This is a genomic window from Niveispirillum sp. FG148 (assembly GCF_057809655.1).
In genome coordinates this window covers 220,126-240,868 of sequence record NZ_JBMDKJ010000004.1, presented here as the reverse complement: position 1 = coordinate 240,868, position 20,743 = coordinate 220,126, and the positions used below count along the sequence as shown (strand labels likewise).

Genomic DNA, 20,743 nt, shown 5'->3' with positions numbered 1-20,743 from the left:
GTTTGCGACATGACCGACACCGTCGCCCTGATCGATTACGGTTCCGGCAATCTGCGTTCCGCCGCCAAGGCGCTGGAACGCGCCGTGGCCGATGGCGGGCTGCATGCCCGGATCGTCACCACCAACGACCCCGACATCGTGCGCCGGGCCCACCGCGTGGTCCTGCCCGGCGTCGGTGCCTTTGCCGACTGCAAGGCCGGGCTGGACGGCGTGCCCGGCATGGTCGACGCCCTGACCGACCGCGTGATCCGCCAGGGCGTGCCTTTCCTGGGCATCTGTGTCGGCATGCAGCTGATGGCCAAAGCCGGCGTCGAACATGGCGTGCATCCGGGCCTGGGCTGGCTGGACGCGACGGTGGAGGCACTGGTGCCGTCCGATACGTCCTTCAAAATCCCGCATATGGGCTGGAACGAGCTGATCGTGAAGACGCCGGCCCATCCCGTGCTGGCCGGCATCGCGCCGGGCACCCATGCCTATTTCGTGCATTCCTATGCCATGAAGGTGGCTGATCCGGCCCTGGTGCTGGCGGCCTGCGATTATGGCGGGGAATTCCCCGCCATCGTCGGTCGCGACAATCTGGTGGGCACGCAGTTCCACCCGGAAAAAAGCCAGGCCGCCGGCCTGTCGATCATCGGCAATTTCCTGCGGTGGCGGCCATGAACGCGGATATACCCAACCCGCTGGCGGGCTCCCACAGCACCATCAGCGTCGAACGGGTGACGGAGCTGAAACGGTCCGACCTGTATGATCTGTGCGACGCGGCAGAGGCGGCCATCATCGATGGCGGCGGCTTCGGCTGGGTCACCCCGCCCGACCGCGAGGTGATGGAACGGTACTGGAAGGGCGTGCTGGCCGTGCCGGAACGGACCCTGTTCGTCGGCCGACTGGATGGGGTCATCGCCGGGTCCGCCCAGTTGATCCGGCCCACCCGCAATAACGAGGCGCAGGCCTTCGCCTGCAACCTGACCACCAGCTTCGTCGCCCCCTGGGCGCGCGGGCATGGCATGGCGCGCAGGCTGACCCAAGCCGTCATCGACCGCGCCACCGAGCTGGGCTTCGGCATCCTGAACCTGGATGTGCGCGAGACGCAGCGCGCCGCCATCACGCTTTACGACCATATGGGCTTCACGCGCTGGGGCACGCACCCGCACTATGCCCGCGCCAAGGGCCGGACCATTGCCGGCCATTTCTATTTCAAGGTGCTGGAACGGCCCGAGGACAAGGCCGATGCCGCCGCCGTGACGGAGCAAGCGACATGATCCTTTACCCGGCCATCGATCTGAAGGACGGCAACGCCGTCCGCCTGCTGCGCGGCGAGATGGAGCAGGCGACCATCTTCAACACCGACCCCGCCGCCCAGGCGGAAACGTTTCAGGCCCAGGGCTTCGAATGGCTGCATCTGGTCGACCTGAACGGCGCCTTTGCCGGATCGCCCGTGAACGGGGCCGCCGTGGAGTCCATCCTGCGCCGTGTGAAGCTGCCGACGCAGCTGGGCGGCGGCATCCGCGATCTGGCGACCATCGGCTTCTGGCTGGAACGCGGCCTGACCCGCGTCATCCTGGGCACCGTGGCCGTGAAGAACCCGGCGCTGGTCAAGGAGGCCTGCAAGACCTTCCCCGGCCGCGTGGCTGTGGGCATCGACGCCCGTGGCGGCTATGTCGCCGTGGAAGGCTGGGCGGAGACCAGCGAGCTGAAGGCCCTGGATCTGGCCATGAAGTTCGAGGATTGCGGTGTGGCCGCCATCATCTATACCGACATTGACCGCGACGGCGCCCTGGGCGGGGTGAATGTGGAAGCGACGGCCGATCTGGCCAGCCACCTGACCACGCCCGTCATCGCCTCCGGCGGCGTTTCCTCCCTGGCCGATCTGAAGGCGCTGAAGGCCGTTGAACATACCGGCATCAACGGTGTCATCTCCGGCCGCGCGCTTTATGACGGGCGTATCGACCCGGCCGCGGCGCTGGCCATCCTGCGCGGGGAGTGAGCCCATGCTGAAGGCCCGCATCATCCCCTGCCTGGACGTGAAGGACGGCCGCGTCGTCAAGGGTGTCAACTTCGTCGATCTGGTCGATGCCGGCGACCCCGTGGAACAGGCCCGCCTCTATGACGCGGCTGGTGCCGACGAGCTGACCTTTCTGGACATCACGGCCAGCAGCGACAACCGCGACACCATCTATGACGTGGTTCGACGCACGGCCGAGCAGGTGTTCATGCCGCTGACCGTGGGTGGTGGCGTGCGCGTGGTGGAAGATATCCGCAAGCTGCTGCTGGCCGGCGCCGACAAGGTGTCGATCAACACGGCCGCCGTCCACCGCCCCGAATTCGTGCGCGAAGGGGCGCAGAAATTCGGCGCGCAGTGCATCGTCGTCGCCATCGACGCCAAGGAGGTGGAACGCGGGCCCGATGGGGAGCAGCGCTGGGAGGTTTTCACCCATGGCGGCCGCAACCGCACCGGCATCGACGCCGTGCAATGGGCCAAGCGCATGGCCGAGTACGGGGCCGGTGAGATCCTGTTGACCTCCATGGACCGGGACGGGACGAAGCAGGGCTTCAACCTGGAACTGACCCGCGCCGTGGCCGACGCCGTCACCATCCCCGTCATCGCTTCGGGCGGGGTGGGCAATCTGGACCATCTGGTCGATGGGGTGAAACTGGGCCATGCCTCGGCCGTGCTGGCCGCCAGCATCTTCCATTTCGGCACCTACACCATCGCTCAGGCCAAGGAACACATGGCCAAGGCGGGGATCCCGGTACGGAGTTGATCTGAGCTTTTATTGTGTTTGTGTCGTCATTCCGGTGACAATTCCGCAGGTGCTAAGATAAGGACGTCGTAAACCCGTTCAGTTCTCTCCCCGTCATCCCGGCGAAAGCCGGGACCCAGCGCAGAGTGGCGTCTGCCGCGATAAGACTTATATCGGCGCTGACCGCGCCTCACGCTGGGCCCCGGCTTTCGCCGGGGTGACGGGAGAAGGGCCGGGAAACGAATTGTCGATAGCTTAACCTGGCGCCTCATCGTTCATCACCGGCATGACGAACAAAGAGCCGTTGGAAGCAGGAGTATCCATGCCGACCCAAGCCATCCTGGACGATCTCTACGCCACCATCCTGTCGCGCAAGGGCGGCGATCCGGACAGTTCGCACACAGCAAGGCTGTTCCATCGCGGCCGCGCCAAGATCGCCCAGAAGGTGGGCGAGGAGGCGGTGGAGACCGTGATCGAGGCCATAGCCGGCACGCCTGAAAAACTGGCATCGGAATCGGCCGACCTGCTTTACCATCTGCTGGTGCTCTGGGCCGACGCCGGGGTGCGGCCCGCCGATGTCTACGCCATCCTGGAAGGACGCCAGGGCGTCAGCGGGATCGAGGAAAAGAAAAACCGCAAGCCCGCCTGACGGCCGGGCGGCAAGGGAACAACAGCGGAAGGAACGGCACCTTGGTCTATGATCGCAGCAATATCTTCGCCCGCATCCTGCGCGGGGAAATCCCCTGCAAGAAGGTCTATGAGGACCAGTATGCCCTGGCCTTCCACGACATCCATCCGCAGGCGCCCGTTCATATCCTGGTGATCCCCAAGGGGCCCTTCGTCAGCTTCGCCGATTTCAGCTCCCAGGCCACGGTGGAAGAGATCGCGGGCTTTATGCGCGCCGCCGGTCTGGTCGCCCGTCAGGCGGGCCTGGATGACAGCGGCTACCGTCTGCTGGCCAACCATGGTCCCGACAGCCATCAGGAAGTACCGCATTTCCACCTGCACATCGTCGGCGGCCGTCCGCTGGGCAAGTTGCTGGCGTAATTGCTTTGCGCCCTCAGGCGCCGGGCGCCGCCATCCGGCGGCTTGGCTTACGCGACCACGCGGTCGCGGGCCGGCGGTCGCCGGCCTGTTTGTGGTCCCTCAGGCTAAGGCCGCCGCCATCCGGCGGCCTTAGCCCAGCGCCTCGTTGAAATCATCCAGCAGGGCCGCGATGCGGCCGCTGTCGGTCTGGCTCATGATCATGCCGGCCCGCCGCCGCGCCTCGTTCAGGTCCAGGCCGCGCACGCGGCGCTTGACCAGGGGCAGGTTGCCGGGCGCCATCGACAGTTCCCGCACGCCCAGGCCCAGCAGCATGGCGGCATAGCGCGGATCGCCCGCCATTTCACCGCAGACCGACACGGGAATGCCGGCCCGGCCCGCGGCCTCCACCGTGAACTGAACCAGCCGCAGCACCGCCGGGTGCAACGGATCGTAGAGATAGGCGACCTGTTCATCGCCGCGATCAATGGCCAGCGTGTACTGGATCAGGTCATTGGTGCCGATGGCGAAGAAGTCGGACACGGCGGCCAGACTGTCGGCCGCCAGGGCCGCACCGGGTATCTCGATCATCGCCCCCAATGGCGGCAGCGGATCGGCAATGGCATGGCCCCGGCGCAGCAGCCGGCGGGCCACGGCGCGCATCAATTCGCGCACCTTCCGCATTTCCGACGGCTGGCTGATCATCGGCACCAGGATACGCAGCGGCCCATGGGCCCCGGCGCGCAGCATGGCGGCCAGCTGTGTTTCCAGCAGCTTGGGCTCCTTCAGCCCCAGCCGGATGGCACGCAGACCCAGGGCGGGGTTGGCCGGGGTGGCGAAGCGGTCGGCCAGGGCCCCGGCCAGCTTCTCACCGCCCACATCCAGGGTGCGGGCCGTGACCGGCCGCCCTTCCATGGCAATGACCAGATCGCGCAGGATCTGGTACTGCTCTTCCTCCCCCGGCAGGTCGTCGCGGTTCATATAGATGAACTCGGTGCGCAGCAGACCGACACCGGCAGCCCCCGCATCGCGGGCGCCGTCCAGCTCCCGCGGCAGCTCCAGGTTGGCGCTCAGGCTGACCGGTGTACCGTCGCGCGTGACCGACGGCAGGCTGCCCAGCGCCTTCAGCTGTTCGCGTTCCGCCCGCCACAGGGCCTGACGCTGCCGGTAATCGGCCAGCACATCCTCTGACGGGTTGACCAGCACCCGGCCCGCGCGCCCGTCGACGACGACCAAATCGCCCGTCTCGACCCCCTGCAGCAGCCCCGCGGCCCCCAGCACGGCCGGCAGGCTCAAGGATCGGGCCATGATGGCCGTGTGCCCCTCCGCCCCGCCCAGCACCGTGGCGAAGCCGCCGATGCGGCGTGGGTCCAGCAGGGCCGTATCGGCAGGCGACAGTTCCTCGGCCAGGATGATGGCGCCGTCGGGCAGGCGGGAGAAGGCCTGATAGGGCGTTTCCATCAGGTTGCGGATCAGGCGGCGCCCCACCTCGCGCACATCGGCCACGCGGGCGGCCAGATAGGCATCGTCCATGGCGGCAAAGCTCTGCGCCAGGACGGCGATTTCCTGCTGGACCGCCGATTCGGCATTCAGCCGTTCGCTGCGGATGCGCCGTTCCACACCGCGGATCAGGCGCGATCCCGACAGCATGGCCTGGTGCGCGTCCAGCAGGATGGCAATGTCGGCCGCCGTTTCGGCCGGCAGCGACCCGGCCTTGGCCTTCAGCTTGCCCAGCTGGCGCCGGGCCTTTTCCACAGCCGTGTGGAAGCGCGCCACCTCGTCGGCCACACCATCCTCGGCCACGCAATATTCGGGCACCTGGATGGCACCGGCTTCCATGACATGGGCCGGGCCGATGGCGATGCCAGCGGACACGCCCAGGCCGCGCAGCACGCGTTCAGCCGTGCTGCCGTCCCCCGCGCCGACATGGGGCGGATGGTATCGCGACGTCATGGGCGGGTTCCCCCCGAAATTTCTTAGTCTTCGCCGAACTTCTCATCGACCAGGGCCGTCAGCGCCTCCAGCACCTCCTGCGCCTGCGGTCCCGCGGTCCGGATATCGATGGTGGTGTCGATGCTGGCAGCCAGCATCATCAGTCCCATGATCGATACGCCCGACACCACCGTGTCACAGCGTTCCACCTCCACCTGCGCGTCATATTCGCCGGCCAACCGCACGAATTTGGCGGCGGCACGGGCATGCAGGCCCCGGCGGTTACGGATGGTGACGGTGCGCGACAACGCGTCGGGCGGCAGGGTGCTTTCGCTCATTCCGGGTCTTTATCCTGAACTCAGCCGTCGGACAGCAGCGCCGAGGCCACGTTGATATATTTGCGCCCCGCTTCCTGCGCTGCGGCGACGGCGGTCTTCAGGTCGGCGCCCGTCTTACGGACAGAGGCCAGCTTGATCAGCATGGGCAGGTTCATGCCGGCAATCACCTCCACCTTGGCGCGGTCCATGATGGAGATGGCCAGGTTGGAGGGCGTGCCGCCGAACATGTCGGTCAGCACCACGACACCGTCGCCGGCATCGCACTTGGCGACATCGGCCAGGATGTCGTTGCGCCGCTGCTCCATGTCATCTTCCGGGCCGATGCACACGGCGCAGACCTGCTTCTGCGGGCCGACCACATGTTCCAGGGCGGCAATGAATTCCACGGCAAGCCTGCCATGGGTAACCAGAACCAAGCCGATCATGCGCTTTCCCTCAAGCTTGCGCCGGCCGCCGCCCGATCTTCGGGCACAGGCGGGGCCTGCTCCTTGCGGTCGAGATCGCGATGCGCCTCGCCCACCTTGTATCCCCGGTCCTTCAACCAATCGGCAAGACCGTGGGCGATGAAGACCGACCGGTGCCGCCCGCCGGTACAGCCGACGGCGATGGTCAGGTAATGCTTGCCTTCCCGCACATAGCGGGGCAGCAGCGGTTCCAGCAACCGGGTCAGGTTGCCGAAAAATTCAGCATAGTCCGGATCGCGGGTGATGTAATCCGCCACCGGCCGATCCAGCCCCGTCTGCGGGCGCAGGTTCTTGTCCCAGTGCGGATTGTCCAGGAACCGGACATCGAACACCAGATCCGCCTCACGCGGGACACCGTGGCGATAGGCAAAGCTGGTGACGAAGATGGTCAGGCCCGGCCCGCCATCCAGGCGGAACAGGCCGGACAGGTGCCGGCGCGTATCATGGACGGAGAAATTGGTGGTATCCACCACATCATCCGCCGCGTCGCGCAGGGGCTGCATCAGCACACGTTCGGTGGCGATGCCGTCCAGTACCGGCCGGTCGGCCGCCATCGGGTGCGGCCGGCGCGTTTCGGTATAGCGGCGCTGCAGCGCGTCGGCATGCGCGTCCAGGAACAGCAGCCGGACCTTCAGATCCGGCCGGGCGCGCAGCGTGGCAATCTCGGCCAGAAGCTGCTGGGCGTTGAAATCGCGGGTACGGCTGTCGATGCCAATGACCAGGGGCCGGTCATGTGGCTGGCTGACCAGCGGCTGCAGCAGCGACAGGCGCAGATTGTCCACCGCCTCATAGCCCAGATCCTCCAGGCATTTCATGGCCGTGGACAGGCCCGACCCGGACATGCCGGTGGCGACCACCACAGGCAGCCGGCCATCAGGGCCCAGGGGCGACGGACCGGTCATGCCCGCCCCCCCGGCGGCAGCGCGGGACGAGGGGCGGCCAGCGCGCGCCACGCGGTTTCCCCCGGGACCAGCGGCCAGCCCTTGGCCAATGCCGCCATGGCCAGACGCAGCTTGGCGGGGGTGGAGGCGTGGAAGGCGTCCAGGCGCAGGCGTGGCAGGGTCACGCCTGCCAGAATCTCGAATGTCGGTTCGGGCAGACGCTCCCCCTCACCGTCCAGATCGACGATCAGGACCAGAGGGGCGATGTCCACCGCCGGGACGGGCAGCACGCCCAGGCCCCGCACTTCCATCAGCCCGGCAATGGGCTGGGGGGAGGAAGCCAACAGCAGGCCATCCTCGTCGCGGATCAGATCAACCCGGTCGTCGGACACAAGGGCGGCCCCCTCGTCGATCAGGCGCAGCGCCAGATCGGACTTGCCTGCCCCCGACGGGCCCCGCAGCAGCAGGGCCTGGCCGTCAATGGCGACACAGCTTGCATGTACCTGGACCATGGTCACCAACAGATGGGATCAATGGCCGTGGAAGGCAACGTCCGGCAGCCCATCCGCACATCTTCCGGCATTCCCGCCATCCCGCCCGAGTTCGACTGGAACAACCTTCTTAGCAAACGCGGGAGCGCGGGGCGAGGGGGAAAGCGGATCAGGCCTTCAGCAGCGAGACACCTTCCCGCAATGCGGCATCGGCCAACTCCCGGTCGAGGGTCGCCAAAGGCAGGTCGAGACGCAATGCCAGCTCAAGATAGGCGGCATCATAGGCGGTCAGTCGATGAATGCGGGCCAGTGACAGTATCACCCCCTCATCCGGATCACGATCGATCTCGATCCCCAGCTTTCTGACCAGATTCAGAAATTTCGTGACCGTGGCCTGGGACAATCGCCCCCGCCGTTCGTTGACGGTCAGGATGTTCAATATCTCGAACCACCAGAGCGCTGGAGCCATGGCCCGGTCATTCTCCAAACGATCCAGGGCTATGCGAGGCAGCGGCAAGGTCTCGTCATCGAACGCCCAGCCGGCGGCGACGGAGGCATCAAGAATGAACGGCATCAGTAGCGATGCCCTTCATGCTTGGCCGATAGGATATCCGTCACCGACATGGCACCATTTTCTCGGCCCAGCGCCCGCAGTTCGGTAATGGCCCGTCGCCGCTCCCCCCCATCTTCGGGTTCCGGCGTCAGACGGGCGATGCGACGTCCGTGGCGGGTAATGACAATAGTCTCCCCCCGCTCCACGTCGCTCAGCAACTGCGCCAGATGGGCCTTGGCTTCCGTGGATTGGACTTCACGCATGATCCCGCCTTCTAACCAGTTGTTCTGACCGGTTGTATCTTTCCGAAGCGTGGATCACGCCGCTTCGAACGTCAAGCGCTTCCCCCCTTCGGGGGTTCGGCCTATCAAGGGGTGGGCTGCAACCGTGAACGGTAACCGATCTTGGCCGAACTTCTGTCCCCCGACCTGCTGGTCTTCCTGGGCGTCGCCGCCCTTCTGGCCGGTTTCATCGATGCCATCGCAGGCGGCGGGGGGCTGATCACCATTCCGGCCCTGCTGTCGGCAGGCATCTCGCCGGCGGCGGCGCTGGCCACCAACAAGTTCCAGGGCAGTTTCGGCACGGCCATGGCCACGGCCACCTTCTGGCGGGCGGGACAGATCGAATTGCGGGCCATGGCCCTGCCGGTCGCCTGCGTCTTTGCGGGTGCGGCGGCCGGGACCCTGACGGTGCGCATGACGGGGTCGGGCTTCATGACCACGGTCATTCCCATCCTGTTGGTCGCCATCGCCGTCTATTTCCTGTTCAGCCCGCGTGTCGGCGATGTGGAGGCCAGGGCGCGCCTGTCCCTGCCGGCCTTCAGCCTGACGATCGGGTTCGGCGTCGGCTTCTATGACGGGTTCTTCGGGCCGGGTACAGGCAGCTTTTTCGCGCTGGGCTGCGTGGCGCTGCTGGGCATGAACATGCGCCGGGCCACGGCCAATACCAAGCTGCTGAACTTCACCAGCAATGTTGTCAGCCTGGGTGTCTTCGCGCTGGGCGGACAGATCGTGTGGAAGGCCGGGCTGATCATGGCCGTGGCGCAGATGGCGGGCGCCTGGGCCGGCAGCCACGCCGCCATCCGCTTTGGGGCGAAGCTGGTGCGACCCTTGCTGGTGCTGGTCTGTCTGGGTATGACCATCCGACTGGTGGCGCAGCCTGACCACCCTCTATATGTTTTCGTCCGCGACCTGCTCGCTGCCTGAGGGACCTGATGCTTGACCTGACCGACAGCCAGATCGACCGCTATGCCCGCCATATCATGCTGCGGGAAGTCGGGGGGGAGGGACAGTCGACGCTTTTGTCCTCATCCGCGCTGATCGTCGGGGCCGGGGGGCTGGGGGCGCCGCTGCTGCTTTATCTGGGGGCGGCCGGGGTGGGGCGAATCGGCATCGTCGATGATGATGTCGTGGATCTGTCGAACCTGCAGCGTCAGGTCATCCATGACACAGGCCGAATCGGCACGCCCAAGGTGGAAAGTGCCGCCGCCCGCATCAATGCCATCAATCCCGATGTGAAGGTGGAAATCCACAAGACCCGCCTGAACCGGGCCAATGTCATGGACATTATCGGCGGCTATGGCGTCGTGGCCGACGGTACCGATAATTTCGCCACGCGCTTTCTGCTCAACGATGCCTGCTACCTGGCGGGCAAGACCCTGGTCAGCGCGGCGATGCTGCGCTTTGACGGGCAATTATCGACCTTCAAGGCGCATCTGGGTGATCCGCATCCCTGCTACCGCTGTGTGTTCCGCGAACCGCCGCCGCCGGGCATGATCCCGTCCTGTTCGGAGGGCGGGGTGCTGGGCGCGCTCGCCGGATCGATGGGCAGCCTGCAGGCGGTGGAGGTGCTGAAGGAATTGCTGGGCATCGGCGACAGCCTGTCCGGCCGGCTGCTGATGTATTCGGCGCTGGAAACCAGTTTCCGCACCGTGAAGATCCGCCGCGACCCGGATTGTCCGGTCTGCGGCACGCATCCCGCCTATCCCGATCTGTCGCACCACCCGTTCTGATCCCGTGGAGCAAGGCCCATGTCCGATACCAACCCCGGTTTGGCCCTGGTCATCCAGGCCGGCGGCTATGACCGCGTGCATTACGCCCTGGTCATGGCCGCCGCCGCCGTGGCCACCGGCCGGCGGGTGACCCTGTTCTTCACAGGCCGCGCCCTGCCGGCGCTGCTGGACCGTGACGGGTGGAAGCGGCTGGATTTCTCCGATGACGGCACCAGCCCGGAAGCGCGGGAGGCGACCCTGGCCCATCGCGGCGTCGGCACCCTGAACGAGCTGCTGTCGGCCTGTGCCGAGCTGGGTGCTCTGTTCCTGGCCTGCGAGATGGGTTGGCGCGCGCTGGGCATCCGCGATCCGCAGCTGCGCCCCGACCTGTCGGTGGAAACGACCGGCATGGTCACCCTGCTGGGCCTGGTGCGGCTGGGCGACCAGCTGGTTTTCATCTAGAACGGATAGCCGCTTTCCGCCCGGCGCCCCTGGTCAGCGCCGGCCACCCGCGGCGCGGCGCGGGCCGGCCGCACCCCAGCCGCGGCGGTCATCCTCGTCGAACAGTTCAGCCAGCTTTTCCATCATGGTGCCGCCCAGCTGTTCGGCATCGATGATGGTGACGGCGCGGCGGTAATAGCGCGTGACATCATGGCCGATACCGATGGCCACCAGTTCCACCGGGCTTTTCGTCTCGATCCAGTCAATGACGGCGCGCAGGTGCTTTTCCAGGTAGGACCCGTTATTGACCGACAGGGTGCTGTCATCCACGGGCGCGCCATCGCTGATCACCATCAGGATGCGGCGCTGTTCGGGCCGGCCCAGCAGGCGGGTATGGGCCCACATCAGCGCCTCGCCGTCGATATTCTCCTTCAGGATGCCTTCGCGCAGCATCAGGCCCAGATTGCGGCGCACCCGGCGCCAGGGGGCGTCGGCACCCTTGTAGACGATATGGCGCAGGTCGTTCAGGCGGCCCGGTTGCGGCGGCTTGCCGGCGGCAATCCAGCGTTCGCGCGACTGTCCGCCCTTCCAGGCCCGCGTCGTGAAGCCCAGGATCTCCACCTTCACGCCGCAGCGTTCCAGCGTGCGCGACAGGATATCGGCGCTCATCGCCGCGATGGAGATGGGGCGGCCGCGCATCGACCCGGAATTGTCGATCAGCAGCGTCACCACCGTGTCGCGGAAATTCGTCTCGTTTTCCCGCTTGAAGGACAAAGGCATGGTCGGGTTGATGACGACACGGGCCAGACGGGCCGCATCCAGCATCCCCTCCTCCAGGTCGAACTCCCAGGACCTTGTCTGCTTGGCCAGCAGCCGGCGCTGCAACCGGTTGGCCAGCTTGGAGATGACACCCTGGAGATGCTGAAGCTGCTGGTCCAGCATCAGGCGCAGGCGGGTCAGTTCGTCGGGATCGCACAGGTCGGCCGCATCCACCACCTCGTCGAAGGCGGTGGTATAGGGCTTGTAGGCACCGGCGTCGGGCTCATTGCGATTGCGTTCCGGACGCGGCTGGGTACCGGGATTGCCCGGCTCCTCCGACCCTTCGCCTTCGGCCAGTTCACCCTCGGCGCGCTCACCATCCTCACCCTCGGCGACCTCTTCGGACCGGCGCTGCTGTTGCTGCTGGTCCTGCATGTCCTGGGACTGGTCGTCACCGGACTGCTGCTGTCCGCCCTGGCTGTCCATCTCCTTGTCGCTGTCGCCGGTATCGGGGTTTTCGGGGGCATTGTCCTGTTCCCCGTCCTCGCTGTCCGGTTCGGCCCCGACATCCATGTCCATGTCGGTCAACAGGCGGCGGACGGCCCTGGCATAGGCGTCCTGGTCCTCCATGACCGCGCCCAGCTTGTCCAGCCCCGTGCCCAGCTTGTCGGCCACCTTCTGCCGCCACAGGTCCACGGCGGCGCGCGCACTGTCCGGCGGCGGGGCGCCAGTCATGGCCTCCCGCGCCAGCAGGCGCAGCACGTCGGGCACAGGCACCTGTTCGGGATCGTTCAGCCGGTCGAAGCCCAGCTTGCGGTATTTTTCGTCCAGGGCGGCGGCAAGATTGCCGGCGACACCCTTCATCTGTGTGGCGCCAATGGCCTCCACCCGCGCCTGTTCCAATGCCTCGTACGACAGGCGGGCCTGTTCGCTGACGGGCATGCGGTTGGCATGGATGCCGGCATCATGATGGCGAAGCCGCAGGGCCGCGGCATCGGCCGACCCGCGGACATTGGCCACATCCTTGGGGTTCAGGTCGCGCGGCGGCAGGGGCACGCGCACGCGGGCACCATTCACCCCCGGCGGTTCGGAGGAAAAGCCCACCACCAGATCCTTTCGGTCCGCAATCGCCCGCAAGGTGGCGGTCGTGGCGCGCTTGAAGGTCTCAAGGGGGGATTCCTGGGTCATTTTCCGTCACAAATCCTGACCGCGGGATGCTGCGGTGCCCAAAACAATAACGGATGGGCAGCGTTCCGCCCATCCGTTTTGCCATTGTCGCCAGTGCGACCCACTGTTGCGCGACAGACGCCGCTTATTTCGGCGTCTTGTTCGCCATGTCGTTGCGCTGCATCTGCTCGGTTTCAGCGCGCTGCTGACGATTGAATTCGTCCCACTCGGCCTTCGTCTTGCAGGTCTTCTTGCCTCCAAGACGGCTGCCCAGTTCCTTTTCCTTCTTACAGATCTGCTTGTCCGCATCGGTGGCGACCACGGGGGCCGCGGCCTGCGGCTGGCTGTCCTGGGCCGGCTGCTGCTGTGCGAAAGCGGCCGGTGCGGCCAGGGCCATCGCATAAAGCGCGATGGCGACGGGGTAGGCGACGTGATGCTTCATCCAATCCTCCTGTGGTTGGGGTCTGTCACGCGCTCCCCGGTCCCGCCAGGGCGGTGGAATGGGCGGAGGCCGCCCATCCACCGGCCGGGTCCCCCAAAGACCCGGATGTCAGCACGCGCGGATCAGCCGGAACGCGGCGTCTTGTTCGCCATATCGTTCCGCTGCATGTGCTCGGTCTCTTCCCGCTGCTGGCGATAATACTCGTCCCATTCGGCCTTTGTCCTGCAGATCTTCTTCTTGGCCAGACGGGTGCCCGTGGGCTTCTCGCCCTTGCAGATTTCCTTATTGGCATCTTCGGCCACGGGGGCCTTGGCGCCATCAGCCGAGGGCGCAGCATCTTGCTGCGCCAGCGCGGCCGTTGCCATCAATGGCTGTGCCGCGAGCAAAAGTGCCCCCAGCAAAAGACTCGATATCCTCATTATCGCATTCTCCAGAACTGCTCAGTACGCCCCGGGCCCAACCTAACCGAAATTATTGGGGTCGACAATTGCCACTGTGCAATCGTCGCATAGTACCAATGGCAGAGTCCGGATATTGGCCTGGACGGATGTGATATTTTGGGTCTGACAATTGCAGTATTGCAATGAATTACGGCGAACTCATTCCCCGTCGATGAATTCACTGGATAATAGCAAGTCAATCCTCGATGTCGCCAGGTTCCACCACCATGGGCAGGACAAAGGGCCGGCCGATACGTCTGTCCGGCCGGCCCCCTTAACTTGCTGAACTGGAAACGGTCAGACCAGGGAGCCTTTGAAGGCACCCGTCGACAATTCCTGCCCGAAGCAGCGCTGGTAATATTCGGCCACGGTCGCGCGCTCCACCTCGTCACACTTGTTGAGGAAGGTGACGCGGAAGGCGAAGCCGATATCACCGCCAAAGATGGCGGCGTTCTGTGCCCAGCTGATGACGGTGCGCGGGCTCATCACCGTGGAGATATCGCCGGCGATGAAGCCGCTGCGCGTCATTTCCGCCAGACGGACCATGGAGGCGACGGTGCCCCGCTTCTCGTCAGTGTCATATTCCGGCACTTTTGCCAGGATGATGCGCACTTCATCGGCATGGGGCAGATAGTTCAGGGTCGCCACGATGTTCCAGCGGTCCATCTGGCCCTGGTTGATCTGCTGCGTGCCATGATACAGGCCGGTCGTGTCGCCCAGGCCCACGGTGTTGGCCGTGGCGAACAGGCGGAAGGCCGGATGCGGGCGGATGACCTTGTTCTGATCCAGAAGCGTGAGCTTTCCTTCCACTTCCAGCACGCGCTGGATGACGAACATCACGTCGGGGCGGCCGGCATCATATTCGTCGAAGACGACGGCGCAGGCATGCTGCAAGGCCCAGGGCAGGATGCCTTCGCGATATTCGGTCACCTGCTTGCCATCGCGCAGGACGATGGCGTCCTTGCCGATCAGGTCGATACGGCTGATATGGCTGTCCAGGTTGACGCGAACACAGGGCCAGTTCAGACGGGCGGCCACCTGTTCGATGTGGGTGGACTTGCCGGTGCCGTGATAGCCCTGGATCATGACGCGGCGGTTATAGGCAAAGCCGGCCAGGATGGCCATCGTCGTCTCGCGGTCGAAGCGATAGGCCTTGTCCCGTTCCGGCACATGTTCCGTCGGGGTGGAGAAGGCGGGGACGCGCATGTCGCTGTCGATACCGAACGTCTCACGCACGGACACGGTGATGTCGGGCAGTTCGGGATGGGTGGCCGTGCTGTTGGATGCCATGTCGGGAGCCATTCTTCGCTTCGATCTTGCCGTTGATATCAGGTGGTCGGGCCGCCGCCATAGGCGGCCTTCAGGATGTTGTAGGCCTGGTTGATGGATTTCAGCCGCTCTTCCGCCTCCTTGGCGCCGCCATTGGCGTCGGGGTGGTGCTGCTTGGCCAGTTGGCGGTAGCGGACCTTGATGGCGGTGAAATCAGCGTCGGGCGGCAGGTCCAGGGCGATCAGCGCCTCTTCCTCCGGCGTGCGGGCGCGGGCGCGCGGCGGGGTACGGCGGGTCTCCGACTCATCCCCGCTCCATTCCGCGCCAAAGGCGAATCCACCGCTGAACACCCGATCGCGGGTCTGCCGCTCGCGCGTGCGCCAGTCCCCCATGGGCCAGGTCGGCCGCTGCCAGGTCGTGTCCTGGCGCACCTGACGCTCGATCTCCGTCTGGCTCATGCCGGCGTAATAGTCCCAGGACTTGTTGTAGTCGCGGACATGGTCCAGGCAGAACCAGTAATATTCGTTCAACCGGTCACGCCCCTTGGGGGCGCGATGTTCACCCGCCTGCAGACAGCCGGGATGGTCACACGCCCGCAACTGTGTGCGGGGTGCCTCCCGGAAGTCGAAACTGAGGTTGGGCCGGTTCTTATGCATCGGCGAAGTATGGGGGGCGGGCCCGCACCTGACAAGCAAGACCCGACGAAAAGCCGATACGCATCAAGCGCTCAACTGCGCGGCTTGCGTGTATCGGCCAGGGCCACGGCCGCCAGGCCGCCCGCGATCAGGCCCAGGCCCGCCAGATTGGTGGCCGTCAGCGGCTCCCGCAGCCAGAGGGAAGAAGCAATCAGCCCCACCACCGGCACACCCAGCACCGAAAGCGAGGTGGTGATGGCCGGCAAGGCGCGGTTGACGGTCACCATGGCCCAGAAGCAGAAGGCCGTGGCAATGGGGCCGTTATAGATCAGCAGCACCAGCAGCTGGCCCGACCAGTCGATGCGCGTCACATCCTCCGTCGCCAGGGCCGCAATCGTCGCCAGGACGGCGGCCAGCCCCATCTGCCAGGGCGCCAGGGTCAGCGGCGTGCCGACCCAGCGATGGCCGCGCACATGCACGATATTGAAGGCCCAGATCAGGGCCGCCCCCATCAGCAGCCCATTGCCCAGCAGCACGGGGCGCTGCGTCCAGTCGAAGGCCGCGGGATTGAACAGCACGGCCACGCCGGCCAGCCCGACCAGCAGGCCCAACGCCTTCAGCAGGTTCAGCCGTTCGCGCAGGAAGATCAACGCCAGCGGCACCACCCAGAGCGGGGTCGTATAGGCCAGGATGCCGGCCCGGCCCGCCGGCACATGCTGGACCGCGATGGTGACCATCAGCATGAACAGGGTCATCTGCAGCACGCCCACCGACAGGATCACGGGCAGGTCGGCACGCGACGGCACCCGCAATTGCCGGGTCGCAGCCGTGAAGGCGATCAGGCTGAACGCCCCCAGCACCAGGCGCGAGGCAACGAAGGTCAGCGGCGGCATATGCCCGACCACCTGCTTCATCACAGGCCAGTTCACACCCCAGAGCAGGATGACCAGCCCCAGCAGGACAAGCGCCATGCCGCGCGACACAGGGGCCGCGGAACGCGCCGCGGGCTTCGGCGGGCTGGTAACCGACATGATGTTCCACTACCTCTTCGGCCATGCCGGTCCGCTGGGGACCGTCCATCTGTCGGCCGGACAAGGCCAGGAAAGACGTCATGGCGATCTATGCGACCCGCATGCGGGACAAGTTGACACAGGCTCTAACCCCGCAGGTCCTGACCATCAAGGATGTCTCTCACCGGCATGCCGGCCATGCGGGGGCGGACCAGCCGGGTGGGGAAACGCATTTCGATGTCATCATCGTCTCTGACCGGTTCCAGGGCCTGTCGCGCGTGGCACGGCAGCGGCTGGTCTATGACACCGTCGCCGCGGAACTGTCCGAACGGGTCCACGCCCTGTCGGTCCGCGCCCTGACCCCGGAAGAGGCGGCGAAAGCAGGCTGAATCAGAGCGCATAATGTGTGCGCCAAAGGCCGGCCACCGCCCGCCCGGCGTTGGAGGGGACGAAAGTATCAGCGACCCTGCGTCGCAGGGTCTGTTGCACTGCAACATGACACTCTGTACCCTGTTCGGACGGGGAAACACCCCGATCGGCGAAAAGGGGTACGGACATGAAGCGACAGGCCCCAACACCCTTGGGCGCCAGGGGCGCGGAAGTGGCGGCCGAACTGGCCACCACCAGCATGGTCCTGGGCGAAACCTTGTGGGCAGCGCAGCAAACCATCTGGCTGCGCGCCATGCGGCTGGCCGCCGCTGGCTATGACCCGGCGCGGCTCGACGATCCCGAATTCACCACCATGATCTGGGAAAAGCTGGACGCGGCGCTGGAGGCGCAGCGGGCGCTGGCGGCCGGCCTGTGGGCCGTGTCGGACGCCTGGCTGGAATGGCTGGCGCAGCAGGTGACGGCGCAGGCCCAGGCCAGCATGGCCCTGGTCACGCCGCCCGACCCCATCCGGTATGGCGGAGCGGCCAGCGATTTCGTGGAAACCAGCCTGAACGCGGCGGAAATCGCCTGCGGGCGCATGGCGCTGGAGGCCAGTCGGCTGGGTGGCAGGGGCCTAGCCCCCTATCACCGCGCCACAAACGAGAATGCCAGACGATTGCTGGGAGCGACAGCCGGCGAGGGGTAAGCGCCGAACCTCACAAAAACAACAGAGGGAGGGGGGTAATGGGGTTTCTGCCATACGGAAGGGCCACGCCTATCCGCATGTTTCGTGGCATAATGTCGCGAAGGGTCAGTCCCGGAAGCAGCACGATGCCAGATACCATTCCCACCATTACCCCCGCCGCCACCAACGCCAGCAGCAGCAGCCATCGTGGCGATGGCGCGACGCGCGCACCCTCCACCCCCAGCCGCGCCAGTATCGGCAAGCAGCTGACGGCCCTGGCGGAGAATCACGAAGGCAGCATCGACGGACTGCGGTCGCCGGTCCTGGCCCTGCTGAAGGATGTGCTGACGGAGGGGCGGGCCGCCATCCGTACCCGCTTCGAGTCGTCGCACCGCGGCGACGATTGTGTACATCAGACCGCCAGGATGACGGATGCCATCGTCCAGGCGCTGGCCGATTTCACCCTGGACCATGTCTATCCCACGGCCGAACTGACCAAGGGCGAACGTCTGGCCATCGTCGCCATCGGCGGCTATGGACGGGGCGAGATGGCGCCCGGATCGGACGTCGATCTGCTGTTCCTGCTGCCCTACAAGCGCACGCCACGCGTGGAACAGGTGGTGGAATATCTGCTCTATCTCTTGTGGGATCTGGGTTGGAAGGTTGGCCATGCCGTGCGTTCGGTCGATGAATGCATCCGCCTGTCACTGACCGACATGACCATCCGCACCAGCCTGCTGGAGGCGCGCTTCCTGTGGGGCGAAAACGCCCTGTTCAACGAGATGCGCAAGCGCTTCGCCAAGGAAGTGGTCGGGGCTGCCGGCGGCGTCACCGCCTTTATCGAAGCCAAGATGGGCGAGCGCAACGAGCGGCACCGCAAGGTCGGCGACAGCCGCTACATGCTGGAACCCAACATCAAGGAAGGCAAGGGCGGGCTGCGCGACCTTCAGACCCTGTTCTGGATCGCCAAATACGCCTATCAGGTGGATGAGGTGGAAGGGCTGGTCGCCAAGGGCGTGCTGATGCCCGAAGAGGCGGTGCGCTTCGCCAAGGCCGAAAGCTTCCTGTGGGCCGCGCGCTGCCAGTTGCATTACCTGACGGGCCGGCAGGAAGATCGCCTGACCTTCGACGTGCAGGCCGAAATGGCCCGCCGTCTGGGCTATACCGAGCATGCGGGCAAGAATGCCGTCGAACGCTTCATGAAGCATTACTTCATGGTGGCGAAGGATGTCGGTGACCTGACCCGCATCTTCTGCGCGGCCCTGGAGCAGGAGAGCAAGCGCGCACCCCGATTCGCCTTCCTGCGCCGCCGCTTTGCACGCGGCGCGGATTTCTATGGCTTCACCCTGGATGCGGGCCGCCTGAATGTCAGGTCGGACCGGCATTTCAAGGATCATCCCGTCGACATGATCCGCCTGTTCCATGTGGCGCAGGAAAATGACCTGGACATCCATCCCAATGCGCTGCGCGCCATCACCCGCGCGCTGTCCAGCATTGGTCCGAAACTGCGCGACGATGCCGACGCCAACCGTCTGTTTCTGGATATCCTGTCATCGAAGAAGGATCCGGAAATAGCATTGCGCCGCATGAACGAGGCCGGCGTGCTGGGCCGGTTCGTGCCGGATTTCGGCCGCATCGTCGGCATGATGCAGTTCGACATGTATCACCACTTCACCGTCGACGAGCATACGCTGTTCGCCGTCGGCATCCTGCATCAGGTGGAGGCCGGCCGGCTGAAGGACGAGGTGCCGCTGGCGTCGGAGGTGATCCACACCGTCAATTCGCGTCGGGCCCTCTATGTCGCCATGCTCTGCCACGATATCGCCAAAGGCCGGGGCGGCGACCATTCCATCCTGGGCGCCAAGGTCGCAGAAAAGCTGTGCCCCCGGCTGGGCATGAGCGAGGAGGAGACAGAGACCGTGGTCTGGCTGGTGCGCTGGCATCTGGCCATGTCCGACACGGCCTTCAAGCGCGATCTGGATGATGAGGGCACGATCACCAAGTTCGTCGATCTGGTGCAGTCGCCCGAACGCCTGAAGCTTCTGCTCTGCCTGACCGTGGCCGATATCCGCGCCGTCGGTCCCGGCCGCTGGAACGGCTGGAAGGCCACGCTGCTACGTCAGCTTTATCGCCGCTGCGAAGAGCGGATGTCCGGCACCGTGGGCACTGAAGGACGCGATTCGCGCGTCATCGCGGCCCAGGCGGCCCTGCGCGACCTGTTGACCGACTGGCCGGTGGCCGATGTGGATGCCCATCTGGCCCGCGCTTATCCCGCCTATTGGCTGGGTTTCAACCCGCAGACCCTGGCCCACCATGCCCGGCTGATCCGGGAGGCGGAGCGGACCAGGGCGCCGCTGACGCTGGATACCCGGGTTGATCGCGGCCGCACCATCACCGAGGTCACGGTTTACACCGCCGACCATCCGGGCCTGTTCTCCCGTCTGGCCGGGGCCTTGGCACTGGCCGGGGCCGACATCGTGGACGCCCGCATCTTCACCATGACCAACGGCATGGCGTTGGATGTGTTCACGGTGCAGGCCGCCGGTGGCGGGTCCTTCGACAGCGGGGACAAGCTGGCGCGGCTGTCGGTGATGGTGGACAAGGTGCTGGCCGGCGAATTGCGTCTGGCCGACGAACTGGCCCGCCGTCGCCCGCCGCAGACGGCGCGTGCCCGTGCCTTCAAGATCGCCCCCCGCGTGCTGGTCGACAATACCTTTGCCGGCAACCACACCGTGATCGAAGTGAATGGTCGCGACCGTCCTGGCCTGCTCTATCTGCTGACCCGCACCCTGACCCAGGCCAACCTGCAGATCGCGTCGGCCAAGATTTCCACTTACGGCAATGTCGCCATCGACGTGTTCTATGTGAAGGACGTGTTCGGCCTGAAGATCACGCACGAGCGCAAGCTGGCGGAAATCCGCAGCGCCCTGCTGAACGCGCTGGCCGAACCGGAGGGGGAGCCGGAACCGGTGAAGGCCCCGGCCAAGCCGAAGAAGAAGGCGGCGTAGGGACGGCGTGGGTTGAGCCGAAGGGCGTTTCGGGCACCAAGGTGAAATCTCGGCCGACCTTAAAAGCAAACCGCCCCTTCCAGCATCAGGCCGGAAGGGGCGGTT

Annotated in this window: 25 protein-coding genes; 12 read left to right on the top strand and 13 right to left on the bottom strand. The window is 65.8% G+C overall.

Features of this window, described 5'->3' with window-relative positions:
* Window positions 1-9 precede the first annotated feature (9 nt).
* The 6 genes from hisH (at window position 10) to ACODTW_RS06480 (ending at window position 3,788) form a co-directional block, all read left to right on the top strand.
* Entirely contained in the window at window positions 10-660 is a 651-nt protein-coding gene (gene hisH, locus ACODTW_RS06505) for an imidazole glycerol phosphate synthase subunit HisH (protein ID WP_488945144.1), read from the top strand.
* Window positions 657-1,259, top strand: coding sequence for a GNAT family N-acetyltransferase (locus ACODTW_RS06500; protein WP_488945143.1), 603 nt, complete (start codon window positions 657-659; stop codon window positions 1,257-1,259). Before hisH ends, ACODTW_RS06500 begins: the two co-directional genes overlap by 4 nt.
* Window positions 1,256-1,984: a 1-(5-phosphoribosyl)-5-[(5-phosphoribosylamino)methylideneamino]imidazole-4-carboxamide isomerase gene (gene hisA / locus ACODTW_RS06495; protein WP_488945142.1), complete on the top strand. Its 729-nt coding sequence runs from the start codon at window positions 1,256-1,258 to the stop codon at window positions 1,982-1,984. Before ACODTW_RS06500 ends, hisA begins: the two co-directional genes overlap by 4 nt.
* Window positions 1,985-1,988: 4 nt before the next feature.
* Complete coding sequence (gene hisF / locus ACODTW_RS06490) at window positions 1,989-2,762, top strand: imidazole glycerol phosphate synthase subunit HisF (RefSeq protein ID WP_488945141.1); 774 nt, start codon at window positions 1,989-1,991, stop codon at window positions 2,760-2,762.
* A gap of 301 nt (window positions 2,763-3,063) precedes the next feature.
* Window positions 3,064-3,390, top strand: a complete 327-nt coding sequence (locus ACODTW_RS06485; RefSeq protein ID WP_488945140.1) for a phosphoribosyl-ATP diphosphatase — start codon at window positions 3,064-3,066, stop codon at window positions 3,388-3,390.
* A gap of 41 nt (window positions 3,391-3,431) precedes the next feature.
* Entirely contained in the window at window positions 3,432-3,788 is a 357-nt protein-coding gene (locus ACODTW_RS06480; protein WP_488945139.1) for a histidine triad nucleotide-binding protein, read from the top strand.
* Window positions 3,789-3,917: 129 nt separating this feature from the next.
* Here ACODTW_RS06480 and ptsP read toward each other — a convergent pair whose 3' ends face one another.
* From ptsP to ACODTW_RS06445, 7 genes are all read right to left on the bottom strand, one after another.
* Window positions 3,918-5,717: a phosphoenolpyruvate--protein phosphotransferase gene (gene ptsP, locus ACODTW_RS06475; RefSeq protein ID WP_488945138.1), complete on the bottom strand. Its 1,800-nt coding sequence runs from the start codon at window positions 5,715-5,717 to the stop codon at window positions 3,918-3,920.
* 23 nt (window positions 5,718-5,740) lie between these two features.
* The gene (locus ACODTW_RS06470) at window positions 5,741-6,034 is read right to left on the bottom strand and encodes an HPr family phosphocarrier protein (protein WP_488945137.1); all 294 of its coding nucleotides are present in this window, start codon (window positions 6,032-6,034) and stop codon (window positions 5,741-5,743) included.
* Window positions 6,035-6,054: 20 nt separating this feature from the next.
* Complete coding sequence (locus tag ACODTW_RS06465) at window positions 6,055-6,459, bottom strand: PTS sugar transporter subunit IIA (RefSeq protein ID WP_488945136.1); 405 nt, start codon at window positions 6,457-6,459, stop codon at window positions 6,055-6,057.
* Window positions 6,456-7,400, bottom strand: a complete 945-nt coding sequence (gene rapZ / locus ACODTW_RS06460) for an RNase adapter RapZ (protein ID WP_488945135.1) — start codon at window positions 7,398-7,400, stop codon at window positions 6,456-6,458. The genes ACODTW_RS06465 and rapZ overlap by 4 nt, the downstream gene beginning before the upstream one ends.
* Window positions 7,397-7,891 (bottom strand): HPr kinase/phosphorylase, encoded by a 495-nt coding sequence (locus ACODTW_RS06455; RefSeq protein ID WP_488945240.1) that lies wholly within the window; start codon window positions 7,889-7,891, stop codon window positions 7,397-7,399. The genes rapZ and ACODTW_RS06455 overlap by 4 nt, the downstream gene beginning before the upstream one ends.
* Window positions 7,892-8,039: 148 nt before the next feature.
* Window positions 8,040-8,444 carry a type II toxin-antitoxin system VapC family toxin gene (locus ACODTW_RS06450; RefSeq protein WP_488945134.1) on the bottom strand — a complete coding sequence of 135 codons (405 nt, stop codon included), beginning with the start codon at window positions 8,442-8,444 and terminating at the stop codon, window positions 8,040-8,042.
* Window positions 8,444-8,686 (bottom strand): type II toxin-antitoxin system Phd/YefM family antitoxin, encoded by a 243-nt coding sequence (locus ACODTW_RS06445; protein ID WP_488945133.1) that lies wholly within the window; start codon window positions 8,684-8,686, stop codon window positions 8,444-8,446. The genes ACODTW_RS06450 and ACODTW_RS06445 overlap by 1 nt, the downstream gene beginning before the upstream one ends.
* A gap of 141 nt (window positions 8,687-8,827) precedes the next feature.
* On the opposite strand from ACODTW_RS06445, the gene ACODTW_RS06440 reads away from it, so the two are divergent.
* The 3 genes from ACODTW_RS06440 to ACODTW_RS06430 are packed head-to-tail and all read left to right on the top strand — an operon-like array spanning window position 8,828 to window position 10,875.
* Window positions 8,828-9,628 (top strand): TSUP family transporter, encoded by an 801-nt coding sequence (locus ACODTW_RS06440; protein ID WP_488945132.1) that lies wholly within the window; start codon window positions 8,828-8,830, stop codon window positions 9,626-9,628.
* Window positions 9,629-9,636: 8 nt separating this feature from the next.
* Window positions 9,637-10,434, top strand: a complete 798-nt coding sequence (locus ACODTW_RS06435) for a HesA/MoeB/ThiF family protein (protein WP_488945131.1) — start codon at window positions 9,637-9,639, stop codon at window positions 10,432-10,434.
* A gap of 18 nt (window positions 10,435-10,452) precedes the next feature.
* Entirely contained in the window at window positions 10,453-10,875 is a 423-nt protein-coding gene (locus tag ACODTW_RS06430; RefSeq protein ID WP_488945130.1) for a DsrE family protein, read from the top strand.
* Window positions 10,876-10,908: 33 nt separating this feature from the next.
* Here ACODTW_RS06430 and cobT read toward each other — a convergent pair whose 3' ends face one another.
* The 6 genes from cobT to ACODTW_RS06400 form a co-directional block, all read right to left on the bottom strand.
* Window positions 10,909-12,801, bottom strand: a complete 1,893-nt coding sequence (gene cobT, locus ACODTW_RS06425) for a cobaltochelatase subunit CobT (protein WP_488945129.1) — start codon at window positions 12,799-12,801, stop codon at window positions 10,909-10,911.
* A gap of 124 nt (window positions 12,802-12,925) precedes the next feature.
* Window positions 12,926-13,222 (bottom strand): hypothetical protein, encoded by a 297-nt coding sequence (locus tag ACODTW_RS06420; RefSeq protein WP_488945128.1) that lies wholly within the window; start codon window positions 13,220-13,222, stop codon window positions 12,926-12,928.
* 122 nt (window positions 13,223-13,344) lie between these two features.
* Complete coding sequence (locus ACODTW_RS06415; protein WP_488945127.1) at window positions 13,345-13,623, bottom strand: hypothetical protein; 279 nt, start codon at window positions 13,621-13,623, stop codon at window positions 13,345-13,347.
* Between the two features lie 336 nt (window positions 13,624-13,959).
* The gene (cobS, locus tag ACODTW_RS06410; protein ID WP_488945126.1) at window positions 13,960-14,952 is read right to left on the bottom strand and encodes a cobaltochelatase subunit CobS; all 993 of its coding nucleotides are present in this window, start codon (window positions 14,950-14,952) and stop codon (window positions 13,960-13,962) included.
* A 38-nt stretch (window positions 14,953-14,990) separates the two neighbouring features.
* Window positions 14,991-15,587, bottom strand: coding sequence for a J domain-containing protein (locus tag ACODTW_RS06405; RefSeq protein ID WP_488945125.1), 597 nt, complete (start codon window positions 15,585-15,587; stop codon window positions 14,991-14,993).
* A gap of 71 nt (window positions 15,588-15,658) precedes the next feature.
* Window positions 15,659-16,597, bottom strand: a complete 939-nt coding sequence (locus tag ACODTW_RS06400; protein ID WP_488945124.1) for a DMT family transporter — start codon at window positions 16,595-16,597, stop codon at window positions 15,659-15,661.
* An 80-nt stretch (window positions 16,598-16,677) separates the two neighbouring features.
* Here ACODTW_RS06400 and ACODTW_RS06395 point away from each other — a divergent pair, with 80 nt between their 5' ends.
* From ACODTW_RS06395 to ACODTW_RS06385, 3 genes are all read left to right on the top strand, one after another.
* Complete coding sequence (locus tag ACODTW_RS06395; protein ID WP_488945123.1) at window positions 16,678-16,965, top strand: BolA family protein; 288 nt, start codon at window positions 16,678-16,680, stop codon at window positions 16,963-16,965.
* Window positions 16,966-17,132: 167 nt separating this feature from the next.
* Window positions 17,133-17,651: a hypothetical protein gene (locus tag ACODTW_RS06390; RefSeq protein WP_488945122.1), complete on the top strand. Its 519-nt coding sequence runs from the start codon at window positions 17,133-17,135 to the stop codon at window positions 17,649-17,651.
* Window positions 17,652-17,776: 125 nt separating this feature from the next.
* On the top strand, window positions 17,777-20,638 hold the full coding sequence (locus ACODTW_RS06385; RefSeq protein ID WP_488945121.1) for a [protein-PII] uridylyltransferase: 2,862 nt from the start codon (window positions 17,777-17,779) through the stop codon (window positions 20,636-20,638).
* The last annotated feature ends 105 nt before the right edge of the window (window positions 20,639-20,743 follow it).